Annotated in this window: 16 protein-coding genes and 1 pseudogene; 16 read left to right on the top strand and 1 reads right to left on the bottom strand. The window is 71.0% G+C overall.

Going from position 1 to position 17363, the window contains the following annotated elements; genetic code table 11:
- The first annotated feature begins 559 nt into the window (after positions 1–559).
- The 10 genes from Q0283_RS04565 to Q0283_RS04520 all read left to right on the top strand — a co-directional run bounded on the left by Q0283_RS04565 (position 560) and on the right by Q0283_RS04520 (position 10536).
- Complete coding sequence (locus tag Q0283_RS04565; protein ID WP_298043317.1) at positions 560–1441, top strand: cytochrome b/b6 domain-containing protein; 882 nt, start codon at positions 560–562, stop codon at positions 1439–1441.
- Between the two features lie 44 nt (positions 1442–1485).
- The gene (locus Q0283_RS04560) at positions 1486–2622 is read left to right on the top strand and encodes an acyl-CoA dehydrogenase family protein (protein WP_183529906.1); all 1137 of its coding nucleotides are present in this window, start codon (positions 1486–1488) and stop codon (positions 2620–2622) included.
- Positions 2623–2675: 53 nt separating this feature from the next.
- The gene (locus tag Q0283_RS04555) at positions 2676–3779 is read left to right on the top strand and encodes an enoyl-CoA hydratase/isomerase family protein (protein ID WP_183529903.1); all 1104 of its coding nucleotides are present in this window, start codon (positions 2676–2678) and stop codon (positions 3777–3779) included.
- Positions 3776–4750 carry a 3-hydroxyisobutyrate dehydrogenase gene (gene mmsB / locus Q0283_RS04550; protein ID WP_298043314.1) on the top strand — a complete coding sequence of 325 codons (975 nt, stop codon included), beginning with the start codon at positions 3776–3778 and terminating at the stop codon, positions 4748–4750. The genes Q0283_RS04555 and mmsB overlap by 4 nt, the downstream gene beginning before the upstream one ends.
- Before the next feature lie 108 nt (positions 4751–4858).
- Positions 4859–5638 (top strand): enoyl-CoA hydratase, encoded by a 780-nt coding sequence (locus Q0283_RS04545; protein WP_298043312.1) that lies wholly within the window; start codon positions 4859–4861, stop codon positions 5636–5638.
- 47 nt (positions 5639–5685) lie between these two features.
- Positions 5686–7188 carry an aldehyde dehydrogenase family protein gene (locus Q0283_RS04540; protein WP_183529900.1) on the top strand — a complete coding sequence of 501 codons (1503 nt, stop codon included), beginning with the start codon at positions 5686–5688 and terminating at the stop codon, positions 7186–7188.
- A gap of 2 nt (positions 7189–7190) precedes the next feature.
- Positions 7191–8423 (top strand): CaiB/BaiF CoA-transferase family protein, encoded by a 1233-nt coding sequence (locus Q0283_RS04535; RefSeq protein WP_183529898.1) that lies wholly within the window; start codon positions 7191–7193, stop codon positions 8421–8423.
- Positions 8420–9295 carry an enoyl-CoA hydratase/isomerase family protein gene (locus tag Q0283_RS04530; RefSeq protein WP_183529896.1) on the top strand — a complete coding sequence of 292 codons (876 nt, stop codon included), beginning with the start codon at positions 8420–8422 and terminating at the stop codon, positions 9293–9295. Before Q0283_RS04535 ends, Q0283_RS04530 begins: the two co-directional genes overlap by 4 nt.
- The gene (locus Q0283_RS04525) at positions 9292–9870 is read left to right on the top strand and encodes a MarR family winged helix-turn-helix transcriptional regulator (protein WP_183529894.1); all 579 of its coding nucleotides are present in this window, start codon (positions 9292–9294) and stop codon (positions 9868–9870) included. The genes Q0283_RS04530 and Q0283_RS04525 overlap by 4 nt, the downstream gene beginning before the upstream one ends.
- 117 nt (positions 9871–9987) lie before the next feature.
- Entirely contained in the window at positions 9988–10536 is a 549-nt protein-coding gene (locus Q0283_RS04520) for a CarD family transcriptional regulator (RefSeq protein ID WP_183529892.1), read from the top strand.
- A gap of 8 nt (positions 10537–10544) precedes the next feature.
- On the opposite strand, the gene Q0283_RS04515 is transcribed toward Q0283_RS04520, so the two are convergent.
- A complete protein-coding gene (locus Q0283_RS04515; RefSeq protein ID WP_183529890.1) occupies positions 10545–11513 on the bottom strand; it encodes an acyl-CoA thioesterase domain-containing protein in 969 nt (322 codons plus the stop codon).
- Positions 11514–11794: 281 nt separating this feature from the next.
- On the opposite strand from Q0283_RS04515, the pseudogene ectA reads away from it, so the two are divergent.
- The 6 genes and pseudogenes from ectA to Q0283_RS04485 form a co-directional block, all read left to right on the top strand.
- A pseudogene (gene ectA, locus Q0283_RS04510) lies at positions 11795–12286 on the top strand (diaminobutyrate acetyltransferase); the annotation flags it as partial.
- A 51-nt stretch (positions 12287–12337) separates the two neighbouring features.
- Positions 12338–13636: a diaminobutyrate--2-oxoglutarate transaminase gene (gene ectB, locus Q0283_RS04505; RefSeq protein WP_255459784.1), complete on the top strand. Its 1299-nt coding sequence runs from the start codon at positions 12338–12340 to the stop codon at positions 13634–13636.
- 113 nt (positions 13637–13749) lie between these two features.
- Positions 13750–14193 carry an ectoine synthase gene (locus Q0283_RS04500; protein ID WP_183529888.1) on the top strand — a complete coding sequence of 148 codons (444 nt, stop codon included), beginning with the start codon at positions 13750–13752 and terminating at the stop codon, positions 14191–14193.
- A gap of 253 nt (positions 14194–14446) precedes the next feature.
- Positions 14447–15667: an acetyl-CoA C-acyltransferase gene (locus Q0283_RS04495; RefSeq protein WP_010144906.1), complete on the top strand. Its 1221-nt coding sequence runs from the start codon at positions 14447–14449 to the stop codon at positions 15665–15667.
- Complete coding sequence (locus Q0283_RS04490; RefSeq protein WP_183529886.1) at positions 15667–16461, top strand: enoyl-CoA hydratase/isomerase family protein; 795 nt, start codon at positions 15667–15669, stop codon at positions 16459–16461. The genes Q0283_RS04495 and Q0283_RS04490 overlap by 1 nt, the downstream gene beginning before the upstream one ends.
- A gap of 6 nt (positions 16462–16467) precedes the next feature.
- A complete protein-coding gene (locus tag Q0283_RS04485) occupies positions 16468–17355 on the top strand; it encodes a 3-hydroxyacyl-CoA dehydrogenase family protein (RefSeq protein WP_183529884.1) in 888 nt (295 codons plus the stop codon).
- Positions 17356–17363: the final 8 nt, after the last annotated feature.

The following is a 17363-nucleotide window of genomic DNA, read 5'->3' as shown; positions in this document are numbered from 1 at the left end:
ACCCGCGCCTGCTCCGGCGCGCAGGCGCCGCATGGGCGGCGCCCCGGCGGCGCGTTCTGCTGAGGCCGTGCCACCGGGGGGCCAGGACGGGGGGACGTCGTCCGCAGCCCCCGACGCCCCGGCCCCCGGCTCCCCGGCCCCCGCGGGTGACGCGCCGTCCACTGCGGCTGCCCCCGCTCCGAAGCGCCGGATGGGTGGTGCTCCTGCAGCCCAGGCCACCACGGCGTCGGCTTCGACGGCGCCCAGCGCCCCGGGACCCGAGGCCACCGGTGTTGCGCCCCGCAGGCGGATGGGTGGCGCCCCCGGTGCCGACGGGGTGAGCGCTCCCGCCGTCACCACCGACGGAGCGCCCACGCGTCAGCGCATGGGGGGCGCCCCCGCCCGTGACCCCGAACCTGCATCCGCGAACCCCATCCGTGCTGCCGCCACCCCGGCCGCGGCACCCGCGGCCTCCAAGCCCTCCGGCGCTGCCCCCTCGGTCCCGTCGGGTCGGGCGGGGACACCGGGTCCGGCGGGGGCGGCCACCCCGGCGGCCCCGCGGCGTCCGTGGGTGCGCCCGGTGGTGATCACCGCGGCCCTGGTGGTGGTGGCCCTGGCCGTAGTGCTCGGGGCCCGGTGGCTGCGCACCCTGGAGGGCGTGCAGGAGTTCATCGCCACCTACGACGGGCACGCCTCCCAGCCGGCCACCGCGCCGGCGGGCATGCCCTGGTGGCTGGGCTGGCAGCACTTCTTCAACATGTTCCTCATCGTGCTGATCATCCGCACCGGACTGCAGGTGCGCACCGAGCGCAAGCCCCCCGGGTACTGGACCGCCAGGAAGGACTCCTTCTTCTCCCCGAAGGGCAACACCCCCAAGAAGGTCTCCCTGTCCCAGTGGCTGCACCAGTCCCTGGACGTGCTCTGGGTCCTCAACGGGATCATCTTCGTGGTCCTGCTCTTCGCCACCGGGCACTGGATGCGGATCGTGCCCACCAGTTGGGATGTGTTCCCCAACATGGTCTCGGGGGCGATCCAGTACGCCTCCCTGGACTGGCCCACCGAGAACGGCTGGGTGCACTACAACGCCCTGCAGGTGATGGCCTATTTCACCACCGTGTTCATCGCCGCCCCGCTGGCGATCATCTCCGGGCTGCGGTTCTCCACCTGGTGGCCCGAGCGCGCCGAGAAGCTCACCAAGGCCTACCCGGTGGAGTGGGCGCGGGCGGTGCACTTCCCGGTGATGCTCTACTTCGTGGCCTTCACGATCGTGCACGTGTTCCTGGTGTTCTTCACCGGGGCGCTGCGGAACCTGAACCACATGTACACCTCCCGGGACGTCGTGGACTGGTGGGGCCTGGTGATCTTCCTGGTCTCGCTGGTCGTGATCGCCGCCGCGTGGTTCCTCACCCAACCGATGTTCACCACCCCGATCGCCGCCCGCACCGGCAAGATCTCCAAATAGTCCGGCCCGACACCCCTGGGCCGCACGGAGAAAGGACTGCAGTCATGTACCAGATCACCGAGGACCAGCGCGCGCTCGTCGACGCCGTGCGAGACTTCGCCACCGAGCGGATCGCTCCCCATGCCCTGGACTGGGACGCCGAGAAGCACTTCCCGGTCGACGTGCTGGCCGAGGCCGGCGAGCTCGGCCTGGGCGGCATCTACGTGGGCGAGGAGCACGGGGGCGCCGGGCTGGACCGCAAGGACGCCGTCCTGATCTTCGAGGAGCTCGCCAAGGCGGATCCGGCGCTGTCGGCCTACATCTCCATCCACAACATGGTGGTGTGGATGATCGACTCCTTCGGCACGGACGAGCAGCGCGCCCGATGGGTCCCCGACCTCGTGACCATGCAGCACCTCGGCAGCTACTGCCTGACCGAGCCCGGGGCCGGCTCGGACGCGGCCTCGCTGACCACCCGGGCCGTGCGGGACGGTGACGACTACGTCCTCAACGGCGTGAAGCAGTTCATCTCCGGGGCCGGCACGTCCGAGTACTACGTGGTGATGTGCCGGACCGCGGACACCGGTGCCAAGGGCATCTCCACGCTCGTGGTCCACAAGGACACCCCCGGTCTGTCCTTCGGTCCGAACGAGAAGAAGATGGGCTGGAACACCCAGCCGACCCGCCAGGTGATCTTCGAGGACGCCCGCGTCCCGGTGGCCCATCGCCTGGGGGAGGAGGGCGACGGGTTCCACATCGCCATGAAGGGACTCAATGGCGGGCGCATCAATATCGGCGCGTGCTCCCTCGGCGGCGGGCAGGCCGCCCTGGAGAAGGCCACCGCCTACCTCAAGGAGCGCACCGCCTTCGGCGCCCCGCTGACCACCAAGCAGTCCCTCGTGTTCGACCTGGCGGACATGGCCACCGACCTGGAGGCGGCCCGCACGTTCCTGATGCGGGCGGCCGACGCGCTCGACCGCAAGGACCCCGACACCGTGCGATTGTGCGCCATGGCCAAGAAGGTGGCCACGGACACCGGGTTCGATGCGGCGAACAAGTCACTGCAACTCCACGGCGGGTACGGCTACCTGCACGAGTACGGGGTGGAGAAGATCGTCCGGGACCTACGGGTCCACCAGATCCTGGAGGGCTCCAACGAGATCATGCGATTGATCGTCGGCCGCATGCTGGTCGACGCCTGAGACACCCCCAGAGGACCGGGCCGGCACCGGTCCGGTCCGGAGGAAAGGAAACCATGAGCACCGACGCATCGTCGCCGACGTCACCGGCACAACCGGCAGGACCCGAGGTGATCGTCCGCCGGGCGGGTCACCTGGGCCATATCGTCCTGAACCGGCCGAAGGCCCTGAACGCCATCACGCCCGGCATGGTGGACACGGTCCGCGCCGCCCTGGACGAGTGGCGCCAGGACGACGGCGTCCGGACCGTCCTGGTCTCGGGGGCGGGGGAACGGGGGCTGTGTGCCGGCGGTGACATCGTCAACCTGCACCGCACCGTGACGGAGGGCCACCCGCAGGACGCCGACCACTTCTTCGACATCGAGTACACGATGAACGGGGAGATCGCGGACTACCCGAAGCCCTTCGTGGCGTTCATGGACGGGATCGTGCTGGGCGGCGGCGTCGGGATCTCCGCCCACGGCTCCCACCGGATCGTCACCGAACGGACCCGGCTGGGCATGCCGGAGACGGGTATCGGCTTCTTTCCCGACGTCGGCGGGTCCTGGCTGCTGGCCCACGCCCCGTCCGGTTTCGGCACCCACATGGCCCTGACCTCCCAGCACGTCACGGGCGCGGACGCCGTCGAGCTGGGCTTCGCCGACCACTTCGTGCCGTCGGAGGCGCTGCCGGACCTGGCCCGCGCGCTCGAGACACGGGAGGCCGACGAGGCGATCGCCGCCGTCGCGACCGAGGCCCCGCCCGCGCCGCTGCTCCAGCACCGCCGGTGGATCCAGTCCGCGTATGCCGCCGGCACGGCCGAGGAGATCGTCGCGGCGCTGGAGGCCGATGGTGACCCGGCCGCCGCGGAGGCGGCCGCGCAGATCCGGGCCAAGTCGCCGACGTCGGTCAAGGTCACCCTTGAGCTGGTGCGGCGGGCGGCGCAGATGCCCTCCGTGCACGAGGTGCTGGACCAGGACCGCCGGGTGGCCCGCCACCTGATCCGCAGTGCCGACATGAGCGAGGGCATCCGCGCCCAGCTCGTGGACAAGGACCGCAACCCCCGCTGGAGTCCGGCGACCCTGGAGGACGTCCGCGACGAGGACGTCGCCGCCGTCTTCGAGCCGGCCGGCACGGACCATCAGACCCGCACCCAGGCCGTCAAGGAGGCCCTGTCATGACCGAGAACACCGCCGCATCCGGTGCCCTGCCGGACATCGCCTTCATCGGACTGGGGAACATGGGCGGCCCGATGGCCGCGAACCTCGTGAAGGCCGGTTACCACGTGACCGGCTTCGACCTGGTCCCGGAGGCCCTCGAGAAGGCCCGGGCCGCCGGGGTGCAGATCGCCGGTTCCGGGCCCGACGCCGTGCGCGAGGCCGACCTGGTGATCACCATGCTGCCCGCCGGGCGTCATGTCCTGGGCGCCTACCAGGGCAGGGACGGTTCCGACGGCGGCGAGCCCGTCGAGGGCCTGCTGGCCGCGGCCCGGCCCGGAACGCTGTTCATCGACTGCTCCACCATCGCGGTGGAGGACGCCCGGACCATGCACGAGATCACGACGGCGGCCGGTCACCGGTCCCTGGACGTTCCCGTCTCGGGTGGCACCGTGGGCGCCGAGGCCGGGACCCTGGCCATGATGGTCGGCGGGTCCGCGGAGGACTATGCGCAGGCCCTGCCCGTCCTGGAGGTCGTCGGGCGCCGCGTGGTGCACTGCGGCGAGGCCGGCGCCGGTCAGGCCGCCAAGGTCTGCAACAACATGATCCTGGGCGTGTCCATGATCGCGGTGTCCGAGGCGTTCGTGCTGGGTGAGAAGCTCGGCCTGAGCAACGAGGCCCTGTTCGACGTGGCCTCCAACGCGACCGGCCAGTGCTGGGCGCTGACGACCAACTGCCCGGTGCCCGGTCCCGTGCCCACCTCGCCGGCGAACCGGGACTTCAGGCCCGGGTTCACCGGGGCGCTCATGGCCAAGGACCTCGGCCTGGCCCGCCACGCCATCGAGGCCACCGGCACCGAGAGCCGCATGGGGCTGCTCGCCGCGGAGATCTACGAGGCCTTCGGGGCCGGCGAGGGCGCCACCAAGGACTTCTCCGCGATCATCCAGCAGATCCGCGAGCACTCGGGCGCGGCGTCCGGAGCCTCCGGGGCCTGAACGCCGCCGGCCCGGAGCCGCCCGGACCCGAACCCACCCACGTCCCACCCCAGGAGAACCGTCATGACCGAGCAGATGCAGGTACCAGCAACGAGTGAGAGGGCACCCATGACCACCGACTACGAGACCATCCTGACGAACGTCGAGGGCCGGGTCGCCACGATCACCCTGAACCGGCCGAAGGCCCTCAACGCGATCAGCAACCAGCTGACCCAGGAGGTGCTCGACGCCGCCATCCGCTATGACCGCGACGAGGACATCGGCGCGATCGTGATCACCGGGTCGGAGAAGGCCTTCGCCGCGGGGGCCGACATCAAGGAGATGGCCACCCTGAGCTTCTCCGAGGCCTACACCTCGGACATCTTCGGCGGCTGGGAGCAGTTCACCGCGATGCGCACGCCGGTCATCGCCGCCGTGGCCGGCCACGCCCTCGGCGGTGGTTGCGAACTGGCCATGATGGCCGACATCATCCTGGCCGCGGACAACGCGAAGTTCGGCCAGCCGGAGATCAAGCTCGGCATCATCCCGGGGATGGGTGGTTCGCAGCGCCTGACCCGAGCGATCGGCAAGTCCAAGGCCATGGAGATGGTCCTGACCGGCCGGACCATGGGCGCCGAGGAGGCCGAGCGCACCGGGCTGGTGGCCCGCGTGGTCCCGGTGGCCGACCTGCAGCGCGAGGCCGCGGAGCTGGCGGCCACGATCGCCGGGATGTCCAAGCCGATCGCCATGCTCGCCAAGGAGGCGGTCAATGCCGCCTACGAGTCCAGCCTGGCCGAGGGCGTGCTCCTGGAGCGCCGGCTGAACCACGCCTGCTTCGCCACCGAGGACCAGTCCGAGGGCATGGCCGCCTTCGTCGAGAAGCGTCCGGCCACGTTCACCCACCGCTGACCACTGCCATTCCCCGGACACCCCAGACCACCTGAGAGAAGGACCCCATGACCGAGATCACCCTGGATTCGAGGGCCAGTGACATCCTGGCCGGCGTCGAGCAGCTGCTGTGGATCGACGGCCGCGCCGTCGAGGCGGCGACCGGCGAGTGGCGCGAGGTGCGCAACCCCTCCCGCCGCGGTGAGGTCATCGCCCGGGTGCCGGCCGCCGGCCCCGAGGACGTGGACCGCGCGGTGGCGGCCGCCCGCACGGCCTTCGGCGAATGGCGCAGCGTGCACTTCACCGAGCGGGCCAAGGCACTGCTGGCCATCGCCGCCGACATCGAGGCCGAGGCCGAGAAGTTCGCGCGGCTGACCGCCCTGGACACGGGCAACGCCCTGCGGACCCAGGCCCGGCCGGAGGTCGCCACGCTGGTGTCCCTGTTCCGCTACTTCGCGGGCGTGGCGGGGGAGTCCAAGGGCGTCACCCTGCCCGCCGGGGACCAGCAGCTGCAGTACACCCGCCGGGAGCCGCTGGGCGTGGTCGCGTGCATCCTGCCCTGGAACTCGCCGCTGATGATCGCGGCCTTCAAGGTCCCCGCGGCCCTGGCCGCGGGCAACACGGTGATCCTCAAGGCGGCCGACGACGCCCCCCTGACGATCCAGTACCTGGCCCAGGTCTGCCAGCGGCACGTGCCGGCCGGCGTCGTGAACTCCCTGACCGGTCGCGGCTCGGTGATCGGCAACGCCCTGTCCACCCACCCGGGCGTGGACAAGGTCTCCTTCACCGGTTCCACCGAGGTGGGCCGCGGCGTGGCCGCGAAGGCCTCCGAGCGGTTGGCGCACCTGTCCCTGGAACTGGGCGGCAAGAACCCCTCCATCGTGTTCCCGGACGCGATCGAGGACGAGGGCATCCTGGACGGCCTGATGCTCTCCTCGCGCTTCGCCCGGCAGGGCCAGTCCTGCACGGCGGGATCCCGGCTGTTCCTGCACGAGGACATCTACGACGAGATGCTGGACAAGCTCGCCGCCCGCCTGGGGGCGATGGTCGTCGGCGACCCGCTGGACGAGGCCTCGGACATGGGCGCGGTGATCAACCAGTCCCAGTTCGACCAGATCAGCGGTTACCTCGAGGAAGGGCGCAACCACCCCGACCTGACGACCGTGCTCGGCGGGAACGTGCCCGCGGACGGCCCGCTGACCGAGGGCTTCTACCACGTGCCCACCATCTTCGGCGGGGCCCGCAACGACTTCCGGCTGTCCCAGGAGGAGATCTTCGGACCGGTGCTGGTGGCCATCAAGTGGAAGGACGTGGACGAGGTGGTCAAGATGGCCAACGACTCCCACTACGGTCTGGCCGCCTACGTGTGGACCCACGACCTGGACAACGCGCTGAACACCGCCCACCGGATCGAGTCCGGCTGGGTGCAGGTCAACCAGGGCGGCGGGCAGGTCGTGGGCCAGTCCTACGGCGGGTACAAGCAGTCCGGCATGGGCCGCGAGGCCTCGCTGGAGGGCATGCTCGAGGGCTTCACCCAGATCAAGCAGGTCAACGTCAGGCTGCGGGGCTGACCATGACCGGAGAGCAGACCGGACAGCCCACCCGCCTGCCGCTGGAGGGCATCACCGTGATGGACCTCTCCCGGGCCCTGGCCGGACCGTACTGCACGGCCCTGCTCGGGGACCTCGGGGCGAGGATCATCAAGGTGGAGTCGGCCAAGGGCGGGGACTCCACCCGCACCTGGCCGCCCTTCGAGGACGAGCACTCCCTGTACTTCGACTCCACCAACCGGAACAAGGAGTCGATCGCGGTCGACTTCTACTCCGACCAGGGGCGGGAGCTGCTCTGGGACCTGGCCGCCTCGGCCGACGTGCTGGTGGAGAACTTCCGTCCCGGGGTCCTGGCCACCATGGGCCTGGACCCGGAGCGGCTGCGCGAGGCGAACCCCGGACTGGTGATCGCCTCGGTCTCCGGCTTCGGCACCACCGGACCGCTCGCCCAGGCCGCCGGGCTGGACCAGGTCGCCCAGGGCATGTCCGGGCTGATGTCCGTCACCGGGCCCGACGCCGATTCCCCCACCCGGGTGGGGGTGCCGGTGATGGACCTCTACGCGGGCGTGTTCACCGCCGTCGGGGTGTGCGCCTCGCTGGCCGGCCGCGCCGGCAACGGTGGCCGGGGCCACCAGGTGGGCACCTCCCTGCTGGAGGCGGGCCTGGCCATCTCGGCGTTCCAGGGGCAGAACTACCTGTCCACCGGCACGGTTCCGGTCCCGCAGGGCAACAACCATCCGGTCCTGGCCCCGTACGGGGTGTTCCGCACCGCGGACATCCCGGCGATCATCGCCGTCGGCAACCAGGCCCACTGGAAGACGTTCTGCCGGATCATCGGCGCCCCCGAGCTCGAGGACGACCCGCGATTCGCGATCGGCCGGGACCGCTCCGAGAACAGGCAGGAGCTCGCCGAGCTCATCGAGGAGCGCCTCCAGCACCGTCCCGGACTCGAGTGGATCGAGGAATTCCGTGCCGCAGGCATCCCGACCGGGCCGATCTACACCTATGCCCAGGCCTTCGAGGACCCGCAGGTGCAGGCCCTGCAGATGGTGCAGCGGGTGGAGCGGATCGACGGCTCGCCGCTGCCGCTGTTGCGCGGCCCGCTGAGCGTGGACGGCGTGCCGGCCGGGGTGCGCAAGGCCCCGCCGGCCCTCGGTGAGGACACCCGCGCCGTCCTGGAGGGGCTCGGACTGGACGAGGGCCAGATCGCCGGGCTCGTCGAGGCGGGCATCGTCACCGAGACGGTGCGTCCATGAGCGCAGCGGTGCCGGCGGCGGGGGAGCCGACCCGGCCGGGAGGGTCGGTGCAGGTCTCCAGGTCAGGACAGATCGCCACGATCACCCTGTCCAATCCGGGCCGGCGCAACACCATGACCGAACGGATGTGGCTCGGCCTGGTCCCGGTCTGCCGGGACCTCGCCGAGGACCCGGACGTCCGGGTGGTCGTGGTGCGCGGTGACGGGACGGACTTCTCCGCGGGCGCGGACATCTCCGATCTGGACAGCATCCTGAGGACCGAGGAATCGGGCCGTCACGACGGCGGCGCGGTCGCCCGGGGCGAGGCGGCCCTGGCCGGTCTGCACAAGCCGACCCTCGCCGCCGTCCAGGGGTACTGCCTGGGCGGGGCGTGGCAGATCGCGGCGGCCTGCGACATCCGCCTGGCCTCGTCGGACGCGACCTTCGGCATCACGCCGGCCAAGATCGGGATCGTCTACCCGGTGGCCGGCATCGAACGCCTGGTGCGCATCGCCGGCCCGTCCACGGCCAAGTACCTGCTGTTCAGCGGTGACTTCGTGGACGCCGAGCGCGCCCACGGGCTGGGCCTGGTCCAGGCCGTCCACCCGGCCGACACCTTCTGGGACGACGTGGACGACTTCGCCCAGCGCCTGGCCTCCCGGTCGCAACTGTCGATCCAGGCCATGAAGGACATCGTGGACGTGGCGGCCGCGGGCGGGGACCTGGCGCCGGTCAGCGACCACTGGCAGGAGCAGATGGCCGCCAGCCAGGACCCCGCCATCGGGGCCCGGGCGTTCCTGGCCAAGCAGACCCCGCGGTTCACCTGGAACGGCGGGCCCGACTCCGTGCGCCGGCCGGGCACCCGGGTGGTGGATGCGGGCAGCGCGTCATGAGCAAGACCCTCCGGACCGACCCCGTGGGCGAGGCGCACCGGCACTGGACCGAACGCGGGTGGGGGGACGCGGCCGACGGGATGGCCGCGGTCACCTCGCTGTTCCGGAGCCAGCAGATCCTGCTGGCCCGGATCGATGCCGTCCTGCGGCCGCTGGACCTCACCTTCGCGCGGTTCGAGATGCTCACCCTGCTGGGGTTCTCCAAGACCGGGGCCCTGCCCCTGGCGAAGGCCTCGAGCCGGCTCCAGGTCCACCCCACGTCGGTGACGAACACCGTCGAGCGGCTGGGCCGCGCCGGGCTGGTCCAGCGCCAGCCCCACCCCACCGACGGGAGGGCCAACCTGGTGGAGATCACCCCGCAGGGACGCGACCTGGCCCTGCAGGCCGCCCGGGCCCTCAACCGGGAGGTCTTCGGGGACCTGGGCATCGACGACGGCGAGGTGACGGCCCTGAACGGGATCCTCGCCCGGCTGCGGTACAACGCCGGAGACTTCGCCGAGGCCAGCCCGCTGATGACCCCGGGGACGCCGGGGATGATAGACGATCCGGCGACGCCTGCCGGGGAGAACCGCTGAGAGGAATTGATTTTTCGTTCAGGAAATGAGAAAATGAATAGGCCAAATTCCCGGTAGTGCCCCGAGCCGCTGCCGTGTGTCGCTTTGGCCTTGTCGAGAGAAAGGTGCACCCCACCCATGCGTCTGGTCCCCGGTCAGTTCGTCGTCCACCCCCACCACGGACCCGCGGTCGTGCTCGACCGCCAGGTGCGGCAATTGAAGGGCAAGGACGTGGCGTACGTCGATCTGGAGATCCAGGACAAGGGGCTGCGCATCTCCGTGCCCGAGGCCGGGATCAAGGACATCGGTGTCCGCGACGTCAGCAGCCACACCACCGTGCGGAAGCTGATGTCGTTGCTGGCCAAGCCGAGCGAGCACGTCGAGCAGCAGTGGTCCCGCCGGATCAAGGCCTTCCAGGAGAAGCTGTCCACCGGTGACCTGCCCCGCGTGGCCGAGGTCGTCCGCGACCTGCACCGCCGCCAGGCCGAGAAGGAACTGTCCATGGCCGAGCGGATGCTCCACCGCGAGGCCGTCGAGGTGCTCGCCGCCGAGGTGGCCATCGTCCTGGACATCACCGCGGTCGAGGCGGAGGACGTCATGGCCCAGGCCATCGACGGCACCCCGCTCAAGGACCTCGGGCTGGACCGCGGCAAGGCCGCCAGGCCGGCGGCCCAGCAGGCCGCCTGACCTGAGGTTCAGCGGGCCGGGTGGAAGACCGCCTCGGCCTGCACGAACGGCTTGGCGTCGGGCCCGTTCCCGGCGCCGTACAGCTCCACCTGCACGATCCGCAGCGACCTCCCGGCGTGCCGGACCCGGACCCGCGAGGCGATCTCGCCGCCGGCCGGCCGCAGGAACATGACCCGCAGTGACTGAAGGTCGTATCCGGCGCGGTCCGGCATGGCCTGCTGGGCCGCCAGCGCCGCCATCATGCTCAGGGCGCCGCCGTGGACGGCCCCGTGCGGGTTGCGCAGCTCGTCCTTGCGCGCGAAGCCCCATCCGGCCCCGAAGGCGTCGGTGACCTCTGGTCGCCCGGCACTCGGGGCCGGCGTCGTGGGCTGGGCGCCGAGGACCTGTCCGAGGGGAACCTCGGTGTCCGGCCCCATGGGCAGGCCTGCCATGGCGATGAAGTGCCCGACGGCGGCGGGATCGTTCCCGTCCACGCCCTGGAACCAGCCGGTCGCCTGGACGTACTCCGTGCCGTCCGGCCCCCGCAGGGTTCCCGAGGCCATCCCGCCCGTGCCGTCGGCCACCAGGGTGCGGGTCCACGACTCCAGGGTGGTGCCGTCCGCGGGCAGCGGTCGCAGGACGTTCAGCACCAGTTCCGTGGTGACGATCCACTGCAGGCGGCGTTCCGCGGCGTGCAGGGACGTGGCCAGCGTGTTGTCCATGATCACCGCCGCCGCGGCGCCGAAGGGGCGGTCCTCCGGGTCCTGGACCCAGGGGCCGGTCGTCATCGTCCCCGTCCGGGCCCCGGCCACGCCCTCCTCCGGGCCGCGGAACAGCCTCACCCGCATCAATTGCTCCATCCGGCCCAGCACGAGGGACGGCCGGCCGGCGGGGGCGTCGCCCCGATCGTCCCGGGCGCCGTCCGCGCCATGGGCCGGGAGGGTGTCGGTTCCCCCGGGAAAGGGCGGCAGGGTGCGGTCCGGATGGGGTGCGGTCATTCCAGCAATGTAGCGGAGTGGCCCGGGGAAGCGGCCCGAAGGGTGCCGTGAAGGGGGACGTGGGGCTGCGGGAGCCTCGGCCTCGACCCCTGAATATAACGAAACGGTAAAGATCCCTGAGCAGCCTTCCGTGTACTGAGTGTTTGCCCGAGCAACCGCGTCAGCTCGCGGAAGTCCGGCCCTCCGAACCCGCCTTCCAGGACGGCCTCCCGGGGCCCAGAACCCCCGGATTTCGCGGATCTCGGGTTGAAATCGAAACTCAGCTCGTTAGGTTGGAATGGATGGCAGATGATGCAGACACACCACTGACCACCCGTCCGAACAGCCTCACCCTCCGCCCGTTGCGGGCCGCCGATGGTGCAGCGCTCTGGCAGTTGACGAAGGACTCGCAGGTCCTGGACCTCAACTCCTCCTACGCCTACCTGCTGTGGGCCAGGGACTTCGCCGACACCTCCGTGATCGCCGAACTCGACGGCGAGCCGGTCGGCTTCGTGACCGGCTACCTGCGGCCCGAGTCGCCCACCACCCTGATGGTGTGGCAGGTCGCGGTCTCCGAGGCCGCCCGTGGCCGCGGGCTCGCCTCGAAGATGCTCGACGCGCTCGTCGCCCGGACGTCCGCCAAGACCGTGGAGACCACGATCACCGCGGACAACGAGGCCTCCATCGCCCTGTTCACGCGCTTCGCCCAGCGCCACGGCGCCAGCCGCGAGGTCATGCCGCTGTTCACCGACCGGATGTACCCGGACGGACATGACACCGAATACCTCCACCGGATCGCGCCCCTCTCCGGGCCGCAGATCGACCCCATCCGAAAGGGACACACCATGGATACCACTGTCTTCAGCACCGTCGAGTCCGAGGTCCGCAGCTACAGCCGCGGCTGGCCCACCGTCTTCACCCACGCCAAGGGCTGCATCCAGACCGCCGAGGACGGCACCGAGTACCTCGACTTCTTCTCGGGTGCCGGCGCCCTGAACTACGGGCACAACCACCCGAAGCTGCAGGCCGCCGTGGCCGAGTACCTCACCAGCGACGCGGTCGTGCACTCCCTGGACATGATGACCCCGGCCAAGCGGGAGTTCCTGCAGACCTTCAAGGACGTCATCCTGGATCCGCGCGGTCTCGACTACAAGGTCATGTTCCCGGGCCCGACGGGCACCAACACCGTGGAGGCCGCCCTGAAGCTGGCCCGCAAGGTGACCGGGCGCCAGCACATCCTGTCCTTCACCAACGCCTTCCACGGCATGACCCTCGGGTCGCTGTCCGTGACCGGCAACTCGATGAAGCGCAAGGGGGCCGGTATCCCCCTGACCAACAGCTCGAAGATCCCGTACGACGACTACTTCGACGGCGAGACCGCCGACTTCCTGTGGCTGGAGCGGGTCCTGGAGGACTCCGGTTCCGGCGTGGACAAGCCCGCCGCGGTCATCGTGGAGACCGTCCAGGGCGAGGGGGGCGTGCGCGCCGCCCGCCTGGAATGGCTCCGCGGCCTGTCCGAGCTGTGCGCCAAGCACGAGATCCTGCTGATCGTCGACGACGTCCAGGCCGGCTGCGGCCGGACCGGCACCTTCTTCAGCTTCGAGGAGGCCGGATTCACCCCGGACATCGTCTGCGTCTCCAAGTCGATCTCCGGCTTCGGCCTGCCGATGGCGCTGACCCTGTTCCGTCCCGAGCTGGACGTGTGGACCCCGGGCGAGCACAACGGCACCTTCCGCGGCAACAACCTGGCCTTCGTCACGGCCACGGCCACCCTCAAGGAGTTCTGGGCGGACGACACCTTCCAGCTGGGCCAGCTCGCCGAGGCCATCGCGACCCTGCATGACGGCCTGGAGCAGATCGCCGACTCCGTGGAGGGCGCCTCGGTGCGCGGCCGCGGACTGCTGGCGGGCGTGCGCTTCGAGGATGCCGAGGTGGCCGGGAAGGTCGCCGCTCGTGCCTTCGACAACGGCCTGCTGGTGGAGACCTCCGGCCCCGACGACGAGGTGCTCAAGGTGATGCCGGCCCTGACCACCCCGCGGACCGAGCTCGAGCGCGGCCTGGGCATCATCGCCGACGCCGTCGCCGCCGTGACCGGAACCGAGGTCGGTTACCGGCCCGGTGCCCGCGAACTGGCCAGCGCCTGAGCCACCCACCCCTTCACCCCTGCCGGTTACGAGCACGAGGAGTGTCGGTCCACACGGCGTGTCCCTGCCTCCGCCGTGCTCGTAACGGTCCACCCGACTGAAAGGAACCACCCATGCTGGTGACCAACCTGAACGACCTGAACGACACCGACCGCGACATCCAGTCCGAGACCTGGCGCTCGCGCCGCATGGTCCTGGCCGGTGAGGGCGTCGGTTTCTCCTTCCACGACACCGTCATCTACGCGGGCACCACCTCCACGTTCCACTACGCGAACCACATCGAGGCCGTGTACTGCGTGCAGGGCGAGGGCACCCTCACCAACGAGGAGACCGGTCAGGTGCACGAGCTCCGGGACGGCACGATGTACCTGCTGGACGGCCACGAGAAGCACACCGTCCGCGCGACCACCGAGCTGCGCATGGCCTGCGTGTTCAACCCGCCGGTCACCGGCCGCGAGACGCACGACGCCAACGGCGTCTACCAGCTCGTCCTGCAGGAGGGCTCGGACCGCAAGGTGCCGACGAAGGCCAACGTCGAGACCGAGGCCATGGCCTGATCGCCTGACCCCCGGCACCCGCCACGGACCTGGCGGCCGGTCCCGCTCCCACAATCCCCTCATCGGGGTCCGGGGGCGGAACCGGCCGCCAGGCCCCGTTAAGGGGGCCGCCGGGGTGCCGGGCGCGTCCGGGGGTGCATCCCCGCCCGTCAGGTCATCTGTTTGCCCCACCCCGTGTGACGCGGAATACTGTAGGTGAACGATCGGTCGGTAATTCGGCCTCCACCCCTGAAGTTCCCGCGAACGGAGTCCCATGACTGCAGCATTCCTGATCGGCGGCGCCCGCACCCCGGTGGGCCGGTACGGAGGGGCCCTGTCCTCCGTCCGCCCGGACGACCTCGCCGCGCTGACGGTCCGCGCCGCCGTCGAGCGCGCCGGCCTGGCCCCGGACGTGGTGGACGAGGTGATCTACGGCAACGCCAACGGTGCCGGCGAGGAGAACCGCAACGTCGCCCGCATGGCCTGGCTGCTCGCGGGCTTCCCGGACCACGTCCCGGGGATCACCGTCAACCGCCTGTGTGCCTCGGGCATGAGCGCCATCCAGATGGCCTCGCACATGATCCAGGCCGGTGCCGCGGACGTCGTGGTCGCCGGCGGCGTGGAGTCCATGTCCCGCGCCCCGTGGGTGATGGAGAAGCCGGCCAAGCCCTTCGCCAAGCCCGGTGAGGTGTACGACACCTCGATCGGCTGGCGCTTCCCCAACCCCGCGTTCCTCTCCGGTGAGTACTCCCGCGGCGGCAAGGCCACCTACTCCATGCCGGAGACGGCCGAGGAGGTCGCCCGCGTCTACAACACCTCCCGCGAGGACTGTGACGCCTTCGCCGTCCGCTCCCACGAGCGGGCGCTGGCCGCCATCGAGGCGGGCCGCTTCGCCGAGGAGATCGTGCCCGTGACCGTCAAGGGCCGCAAGGGTGCCGAGACGATCGTGGACACGGACGAGGGCCCGCGCCCCGGCACCACCGCCGAGGTCCTGGCCGGACTGCGCCCGGTCGTCAAGGGCGGCTCCGTCGTGACCGCGGGCAACGCCTCCACCCTCAACGACGGCGCCTCCGCGATCGTCGTCGCCTCCGAGGCCGCCGTCGAGAAGTACGGGCTGGCCCCGCGCGCCCGGATCCTGGCCGGCGCCTCCGCCGGACTGGCCCCGGAGATCATGGGCATGGGCCCGGTCCCGTCCTCCCGGAAGGTGCTGGAACGCACCGGCACCGCGGTCGGCGACCTCGCCGCCGTCGAGCTCAACGAGGCGTTCGCCTCGCAGTCCCTGGCCAGCATGCGCGAGCTGGGCCTGGACGCCGGGATCGTGAACAACGACGGCGGCGCGATCGCCCTCGGGCACCCGCTCGGCTCCTCGGGATCCCGCCTCGTCATCACCCTGCTGGGCCGCCTCGAGAGGGAGGCGTCCGCGGGCGCCCGCGGCCTGGCGACCATGTGCGTGGGCGTCGGGCAGGGGTCCGCCCTGCTGGTGGAGTCCGTCTGATGACGCGATCCCAGACACTGGAGGCCGGCGGGTTCACCACGCTGGCGATCGAGGAGCGCGAGGACCGGCTGGTGGCCCGGCTGCACCGGCCCGAGGTCCGCAACGCGATCGACCAGACGATGGTCGACGAGCTGCACGCCGTCTGCGTCCACCTGGAGGCCGCGCCGAAGGTCCTCATCCTCACCGGGACACCGTCGGACACGGAGGCCGGGACCAAGGGGATCTTCGCCTCCGGTGCGGACATCGCCCAGTTGCGTGAGCGCCGCCGGGACGACGCGCTGGCCGGGATCAACTCCACGATCTTCGACCGGATCGCCAAGCTGCCGATGCCCGTCATCGCGGCCCTGGACGGTTACGCCCTCGGCGGCGGGGCCGAGCTGGCCTATGCCGCCGACTTCCGGATCGGCACCGAGGCCCTGCGCATGGGCAATCCCGAGACGAACCTCGGGATCCTGGCCGCGGCCGGCGCCACCTGGCGGCTGAAGGAACTGGTGGGGGAGCCGCTGGCCAAGGAGATCCTGCTGGCCGGCAAGGTGCTCAAGGGCGCGGAGTGCCTGGCGGCCGGGCTCATCACCGAGCTGGTGGCCCCGGAGCAGCTGATGGACGCCGCCCACGCCCTGGCCGACCGGATCGGTGCCCAGGACCCGCTGGCGGTGCGCATCACCAAGTCCGTGTTCCACACCCCCCGGGAGGTCCATCCCGTCATCGACACCCTGGCCCAGGGCATGCTCTTCGAGTCCCAGGCCAAGTTCGACCGCATGCAGGCGTTTCTCGACAAGAAGAACAGGAAGTAGGCCCTCATGACCGAGACCACCGGGGCGTCCGCGCCCGAGATCACCCCGTCCGTCCCCGCCACCGTCGGCGTGCTCGGCGGCGGCCGCATGGGTGCGGGCATCGCCCACGCCTTCCTCATCAAGGGCTCCGACGTCGTCGTCGTGGAGCGCGATGAGGCCGCGGCCGAGGCCGCGCAGGAGCGCGTGGAGTCCTCGACCGCCAAGTCCCTCGAGCGCGGGGTGCTGGACGGCAACCTCGACGCGATCCTCGAGCGGTTCACCGTCTCCGTGGACCGCAAGGCCTTCGCCGACCGCGAGCTCGTCGTCGAGGCGGTGCCGGAGGACTGGAACCTGAAGGTGGAGTCGCTGCGGGCGGTGGAGCGCAACCTCGCGGAGGGCGCGGTGCTGGCCTCGAACACCTCCAGCCTGTCCGTGACCGGCCTGGCGAGGGAGCTGGAGCGTCCGCAGCGCTTCCTGGGGCTGCACTTCTTCAACCCGGTGCCGGCCTCCACCCTCGTGGAGGTCGTCATCGGTGAGCAGACCGCGCCGGAACTGGTGGACGCCGCCCGGTCCTGGACCGCGGGGCTGGGCAAGACCGCCGTGGTGGTCAACGATGCCCCGGGCTTCGCCTCCTCCCGCCTCGGCGTGGCCATCGCCCTGGAGGCCATGCGGATGGTCGAGGAGGGCGTGGCCACCGCCGAGGACATCGACAACGCCATGGTCCTGGGCTACAAGCACCCCACCGGCCCGTTGCGCACCACGGACATCGTGGGCCTGGACGTCCGCCTCGGCATCGCCGAGTACCTGGCCTCGACCCTGGGCGAGCGCTTCGAGCCGCCGGCCATCCTGCGGGACAAGGTCGCCCGCGGCGAGCTCGGGCGCAAGTCCGGCAAGGGCTTCTTCGACTGGAGCTGATCGCTCCG

Source organism: uncultured Citricoccus sp. (assembly GCF_937871995.1).
In the GTDB taxonomy this organism is placed as follows: domain Bacteria; phylum Actinomycetota; class Actinomycetes; order Actinomycetales; family Micrococcaceae; genus Citricoccus.
Note: the sequence above shows the minus strand (reverse complement) of the source record. Positions and strands in the feature narration are given on the sequence as shown.

Excerpts from the sequence above, each read along its gene's own strand:
- Q0283_RS04560 (WP_183529906.1), top strand. The coding sequence starts at position 1,486 with ATGTACCAGATCACCGAGGACCAGCGCGCGCTCGTCGACGCCGTGCGA.
- Q0283_RS04555 (WP_183529903.1), top strand. The coding sequence starts at position 2,676 with ATGAGCACCGACGCATCGTCGCCGACGTCACCGGCACAACCGGCAGGA.
- mmsB (WP_298043314.1), top strand. The coding sequence starts at position 3,776 with ATGACCGAGAACACCGCCGCATCCGGTGCCCTGCCGGACATCGCCTTC.
- Q0283_RS04545 (WP_298043312.1), top strand. The coding sequence starts at position 4,859 with ATGACCACCGACTACGAGACCATCCTGACGAACGTCGAGGGCCGGGTC.
- Q0283_RS04540 (WP_183529900.1), top strand. The coding sequence starts at position 5,686 with ATGACCGAGATCACCCTGGATTCGAGGGCCAGTGACATCCTGGCCGGC.
- Q0283_RS04535 (WP_183529898.1), top strand. The coding sequence starts at position 7,191 with ATGACCGGAGAGCAGACCGGACAGCCCACCCGCCTGCCGCTGGAGGGC.
- Q0283_RS04530 (WP_183529896.1), top strand. The coding sequence starts at position 8,420 with ATGAGCGCAGCGGTGCCGGCGGCGGGGGAGCCGACCCGGCCGGGAGGG.
- Q0283_RS04525 (WP_183529894.1), top strand. The coding sequence starts at position 9,292 with ATGAGCAAGACCCTCCGGACCGACCCCGTGGGCGAGGCGCACCGGCAC.
- Q0283_RS04520 (WP_183529892.1), top strand. The coding sequence starts at position 9,988 with ATGCGTCTGGTCCCCGGTCAGTTCGTCGTCCACCCCCACCACGGACCC.
- Q0283_RS04515 (WP_183529890.1), bottom strand. The coding sequence starts at position 11,513 with ATGACCGCACCCCATCCGGACCGCACCCTGCCGCCCTTTCCCGGGGGA.
- ectB (WP_255459784.1), top strand. The coding sequence starts at position 12,338 with ATGGATACCACTGTCTTCAGCACCGTCGAGTCCGAGGTCCGCAGCTAC.
- Q0283_RS04500 (WP_183529888.1), top strand. The coding sequence starts at position 13,750 with ATGCTGGTGACCAACCTGAACGACCTGAACGACACCGACCGCGACATC.
- Q0283_RS04495 (WP_010144906.1), top strand. The coding sequence starts at position 14,447 with ATGACTGCAGCATTCCTGATCGGCGGCGCCCGCACCCCGGTGGGCCGG.
- Q0283_RS04490 (WP_183529886.1), top strand. The coding sequence starts at position 15,667 with ATGACGCGATCCCAGACACTGGAGGCCGGCGGGTTCACCACGCTGGCG.
- Q0283_RS04485 (WP_183529884.1), top strand. The coding sequence starts at position 16,468 with ATGACCGAGACCACCGGGGCGTCCGCGCCCGAGATCACCCCGTCCGTC.